General features: G+C 72.8%; 4 protein-coding genes. 3 read left to right on the forward strand and 1 reads right to left on the reverse strand.

Going from position 1 to position 5693, the window contains the following annotated elements; translation table 11 throughout:
* The 3 genes from CS062_RS24690 to CS062_RS24700 all read left to right on the forward strand — a co-directional run.
* On the forward strand, positions 1-1730 hold a 1730-nt coding region (locus CS062_RS24690; protein ID WP_143742511.1), incomplete at its 5' end, for an ATP-binding protein.
* A gap of 134 nt (positions 1731-1864) precedes the next feature.
* The gene (locus CS062_RS24695; RefSeq protein ID WP_099864482.1) at positions 1865-3097 is read left to right on the forward strand and encodes an MFS transporter; all 1233 of its coding nucleotides are present in this window, start codon (positions 1865-1867) and stop codon (positions 3095-3097) included.
* Positions 3098-3451: 354 nt separating this feature from the next.
* Complete coding sequence (locus tag CS062_RS24700; protein WP_438270500.1) at positions 3452-4282, forward strand: alpha/beta fold hydrolase; 831 nt, start codon at positions 3452-3454, stop codon at positions 4280-4282.
* A 31-nt stretch (positions 4283-4313) separates the two neighbouring features.
* Here CS062_RS24700 and CS062_RS24705 read toward each other — a convergent pair.
* Positions 4314-5693 (reverse strand): HD domain-containing phosphohydrolase (locus CS062_RS24705; RefSeq protein ID WP_099864483.1); only part of this gene is annotated, 1380 nt, incomplete at its 5' end.

A 5693-nucleotide genomic window follows, 5' to 3' on the forward strand; every position in this document is an offset into this window, starting at 1 on the left:
GCGAACGCCGCGCGATCGCCCGCCGGCTGCAGGACGCCGGCTTCGACGAGGCCTGGAGCCACTGGCCGTGGCTGCTGATCGCGGTCGCGGTGCCGCTGGTCTCCGCGCTTCTGCGTGGCACGCCGACCACCGGGATGATCGTCTGGATCATCGGCGTGGTCGCGCTGGCAGTGGGCTGCGTCTTCACCGCGCGGTCGATGTCCTACCGCGGCAGCAAGGTCGACGCCCGCACCGGCTTCACCGACCGGGAAGGGCGACGCCTGCTCTACCTGCAGGCCGCGGGCTGCCTGGGACTGCTGTGTCTGCACCCCTGGCTGGCGGAGTCGCCGGGATCGCGCGGCCTGCTCACCGGTCCGCTGCTGGCCGCGACCGCGGCGGTCGTGGGCGTGCTGCTGGCGCCGATGGGGCGCTGGGCGGCGGTGATCGCGCTGCTGCCGGCCTCGGAGGGCGTGGCGCGGCTGTTCGATCCGGCGGCCCGGCCCGGCGCCGGGCCAGTGTGGTTCCTCGCCGCCGCGGTGATCGGCGGCCTGGCGCTGCTGGAGCATTACCGCTGGCAGCGCGCCAAACGCCTGCTGATGGAACAGGACCTGCACGTCAGCACGCTGGAGCAGGACCGCGACGGCGCCATCCGCGCCGACCAGGAGAAGAGCCGGTTCCTGGCCATCGCCAGCCACGACCTGCGCCAGCCGGTGCATGCGCTGGGGCTGTTCGCCGCCAGCCTCGAGCGCCGGCTGCAGGGCACCGAGGAGGAGCCGCTGATCCGCAACGTGATGCGCTCGATCGAGGGCCTGGAGCGCTCCTTCAACGCGATGCTGGACATCTCGCGGCTGGACGCCGGCACGGTCGAGCCCAACCTGCAGCATTTCCCGCTGCGCGACCTGTTCCGCCGCCTGCACATGCACTACGCCGGCCAGGCGGAGGCGGCCGGGCTTGGCCTGCGCTTCTCGCCGGGCGGCAAGTCGGTGACCAGCGACCCGCAGCTGCTCGAGCGCATCCTGGGCAACCTGATCCAGAACGCGATCAAGTACACCGAGGAGGGCGGCGTGGTCGTGGTGGCCCGCACCACCGAGGACTACCTCAACCTTGAGGTCTGGGACACCGGCATCGGCATCAAGTCCACCGACCTGCCGCGGATCTTCGCGGAGTTCTACCAGGTGGGTCAGAGCGAGCGCAGCCGCACGCAGGGCCTGGGCATGGGGCTGGCCATCGTCAAGCGGCTGGCGCACCTGCTGGGCTACCGGTTGATGGTGGCGTCGCGACCGGGCCGCGGGACGATGTTCCGCCTGAGCGTGCCGCTGGGCGGGCTGCCCGAGATCCCCGAGTTCACCACCGCCGCGGACACGGTGCCGATGCCGGTGATGGAGCCGCGCTCGGTGCTGGTGATCGACGACGAGGAGTCGATCCGGCTCGGCCTGCAACTGCTGCTCGAGGAATGGGGCTACGAGACCATCATCGCGGCGACCGCGGCCGAGGCGGCGGACGCGGTGCGGGCGCGGGCGATGCCGCCCGACCTGATCCTGTCCGACCTGCACCTGGGCGACGGGCCCGACGGCATCGCGGCGATCCGCGCGGTGCGCGAGCTCTGCGCCCTGCAGGTGCCGGCGATCCTGGTGACCGGCGACACCAGCCGCGAGGAACTGCGCCGTGCCACCGAGAGCGGCCACACGGTGCTGTTCAAGCCGCTGCAGCCGCGCAAGCTGTTCAACGCGCTGCGCGGCATGGTGTCCTGAGCGAGCGACGGTCGGCGGCTCGACCGCTTCGTCGCCTGACCGCCTGACCGATCGCTCGCTCGTCGAGGGGCGACCCTCGCGCGCGGTCCACGGCGCGCCGCCTACAGTAACGGCCTCTTCACGCCGTGCCGCAGATGTCCGCCGACACCACCCCCACGAGCTCTCCGCCGTCGAGCGCCGCGACCCCGGCGCCCCACCGCCTGTCCGCGGCCGCCTGGGCGTTGCGCATCCAGTTCTTCGTCTCCGGCGCGCTGTTCGCGACCTGGGGCGTGCATGTGCCGACGGTGAAGGCGCATTACGGCCTGGGCGAACAGTCGCTCGCGCTCGCGATGCTGGCCTCGGGCGTGGGCGCGCTGCTGGCGCTGACGCAGGCGGGGCGGGTCGTGGCCCGCTTCGGTCCTCGGGGTGTCGCAGGCGTGACCGGCGTGCTGTGCGCGACGGGCGTCTCGCTGCTGATCGTGCCGAGCGCCTACCTCGGGCTGGTGCTGCTGCTGGCGCTGTTCGGCGCGACGGCCAGCCTCTTCGACGTGGCCATCAATGCCGAGGCCTCCGAGATCGAGCATCTGGCGGCGCGTCCGCTGATGAGCGGCTTCCATGCGATGTTCAGCCTGGGCGGCATGGTGGGGGCGGGCGTCGGCAGCCTGCTGCCGCTGCTGGGCTGGGCGCCGCAGACCCATCTGCTGCTGGCTTGCGGCACCGGCGTGGCCCTGATCGTCGGTGCCTGCGCGGCCATGCTGAAGATGCGGACCGAGGCGGGCGAGAAGCAACCGCTGAGCCTGCCCCGCGGCGTGCTCGCGCTGATCGGCACGCTGGCGGCACTGGGGCTGATCGCCGAAGGTGCGATGTACGACTGGAGCGTGCTCTTCATGAAGCAGGAGCGGGCCAGCGATGCGAGCGTGTCGGCGCTGGGCTACGCGAGCTTCAGCCTGGCGATGGCGCTGGGCCGGTTCGGTGGCGACTGGGTGCGGGCGCGTGTCGCGCCGGTGCCCCTGATGGTCGCCAGCGGGCTGCTCGCCGCGGCCGGCATGGCCACGGCGCTGCTGGTGCCGGTCGCGGAGGCGGGGCTGCTGGGCTTCGCGCTGGTGGGCCTGGGCCTGTCCAACGTCGTGCCGGTGCTGTTCAGCGCCGCGTCCAAGATGCCGGGCGTCAGCGCGGCGCACGGCATCGCGGCGGTGTCGTCGCTGGGCTACCTCGGCATGATGGCCGGGCCGCCGCTGATCGGGATGATCGCGGAGCACTCGTCGCTGACGGCCGGCCTGTCCTGTGTGGTCTTCTTCGCGCTGATCATGGCGACCAGCGCCAACCGCGCGCTCGGCGTGACGCAGCGGCGCCCCGCGGCCGGCGCGCCTGCGGGCGCCGCGAACTGACGACGACCGCGAACTGAGGGCGACCGCGACGACCAGCCGGCGTCGGGCCTTGCCCGCCGATGGCGCGGCGTCGGCGACAAGCCTGAGCGCCAAGGCGAAAGCGACGTCTGTAGGCGATCGCCTGACACGCGCATCGGGCGATGTCCTCGGCGACGATGCGCCGTTGCCCTCGTGCCAGCGGATGCGGACCTCCCTACAGTAGATCCTGACAACGGAATTCGAGCTTCCGTTGTTCATGCTTCTCTCTCGCATGGTCCGTCTTTTCCCTCTGCAGGCGGACGAACTTTTGGCCCCGGTCGTGAGACCGGGGCCATTTCTTTTGGCGCGTTCAGATGAGCGTCCGGCCTGCCTAAGATGCGCGCCATGGACAGCACGACAACGACCCAGCGCCTGCGCATCGACTGGCGCGGCCGGCCGATCGACATCGAATACGCCTGGGTGAATGACGCCGCTGCATCGGCCGGCGCGCCGGCGCCGGTGATGGTGTTCCTGCACGAGGGACTCGGCTCGATCGCGATGTGGCGCGACTTCCCGGCCCGCCTGTGCGAGGCGGTGGGCCTGCACGGCCTGGTCTACTCGCGGCCCGGCTATGGGCGCTCGACGATGCGCGCGCCCGATGAGCACTGGGCCCCCGACTATCTCCACCGGCAGGCGCATGAGGTGCTGCCCGCGGTGTTGGGCGAACTAGGCATCACCACGCCGCCCTGGCTCTTCGGCCACAGCGACGGCGGCTCCATCGCGCTGCTGCATGCGGCTCGCCTGCCCACTGCCGGCGTGGTCGTCGCGGCGCCACACATCGTCGTCGAGACGCTCTCGATCGACGGCATCCGCGACACCGTCGCGGCCTATGAGCGCGGCCCGCTGCGCCAGCGCCTGGCGCGCTTCCACGACGATCCCGACTCGCCCTTCCGCGGCTGGAGCGACTGCTGGCTCAGCCCCGCGTTCCGCGACTGGTCGATCGAAGACGAGATCCGCGCGATCCGCTGCCCGCTGCTGGCGATGCAGGGCGTCGACGATGAGTACGGCACGCTCGAGCAGATCCGCGGCATTGCCCGCGCGGTACCGCAGACGCGCCTTTTCGAGATCCCCGCCTGCGGGCACTCGCCGCACAAGGACCAGCCGGCCGAGGTGATCGGCGCGGTGTGCGACTGGCTGGCCGAGGTCGGGCCCGGCGCGCTCCGCTGAGCGGCCTGGCGCGAATCCGGGAGGACGGCGCTCAGACCGGCAGCAAGCCCATCGTCATCGCCTTGAGCGTCGCGGCGGCGCGCGTGCTGCAGCCGAGCTTGCGGAAGGCGCTTTCCAGATGGGTGCGCACCGTTGCCGGGCTGATGCCCAGCACCTTGGCCGCCTCCTTGTTGCTCTCGCCCATGGCGATGCGGGCGAGCACCTCGGTCTCACGCGCGGAGAGCGTGACCGCCGCGGGCGAGGCGGCGGGTGTTGCCCGGCTCGGTTCGGCACCGCAGACGGCGTCTGTGGCCTGCGCGTCGAGCCTTCCCGCCGCCACTTCGTCGCGCAGGGCCGCCCGCGCCGCATCGGCGTCCAGCGCCGGTGCGCCGGGCCGGGCGGTGCGTGCGCTGACCCAGGCCGCCGCCGCCGCCAGCACCCGAGCGGGCAGGGGGATCGCCGCACCGGCGACGCCCCGGAACGCGCCCGAGCCGTCCATGCGCTCGTCGACGAAGGACGCCAATTCCGCCTCCTCCTGCAGCGCGCTCAGGCGCCGCGCCGCGCGGCCGGTCCAGTAGGGCATCAACCGCAGCCGCTCACGATCCGCTTCGCCGAGCCGGCGGCCATCGCTCCAGAGCGCATTCGGCACCGACGCCCGTCCGATGCCATGCAGCAGCCCGGCGCGGTGCAGGCGCGTCTGCGCCGGCTCGTCCAGGCCGAGCGCGGCGCCGGCCTCACGGGCCGCCTCGGCGACGCGCCGCGACAACCCCGTCATCCAGGGCAGCTTGAGGTCGATGACGTCCGCGACCAGTTCGAGCGGCGTGTCAAGCGCGGCCAGCGTGCCACCCAGGTCCTCGGCACCACCGGCTGTTTCAGCGATGGCTTCATGCGCGCCCTGGTCGAGCGCCGCCATCCAGTCGGCCGCGTGGCGCGTGACCAGCGCCACCAGCGCGCGCGGGTACTTGGCGTCCGCGCGATCGGAAACCTGCCGGAGCGCCGCCGCCAGCCCGTGGACGCGCCCGAAGATCTCCAGGTCGCCGGCCAGCGCCACGTGGAAGACCACGGCCGGCACCGCGTCGCCGCGCAGGCCGGCCGGCTTGCCGCGACCGTCCCAGGTCTCGAAGAGGTGATGCATCGCGCGCTCGATGCCCGCGGGCAGGCCCAGCAGCCGGGCGATCTCGCCAGCGACCTCACAGTGGATCAGCGCCGCGTCGCCGAGCGTGCCGGCCAGCGCCGAGGCCTCCGCGGCCGAGCCGTTGGAGAGCATCGCGTCCCGGCCGCCGACGTCGTCGCCCATCAGCACCGAGAACTCCGGTGCATTGGCCGTGCAGCCGGACCAGCGCAGCAGCGCGACGCAGGCCGCGTGATCGGCGGCCTCGTCGGCGTCGCGGCCGAGCGCGAGGCCCTCGGCCCGCGCGGCCTGGGCGATGCG

It is taken from the genome of Roseateles chitinivorans (assembly GCF_002761755.1).
GTDB classification, from domain to species: Bacteria; Pseudomonadota; Gammaproteobacteria; order Burkholderiales; family Burkholderiaceae_C; genus Roseateles; species Roseateles chitinivorans.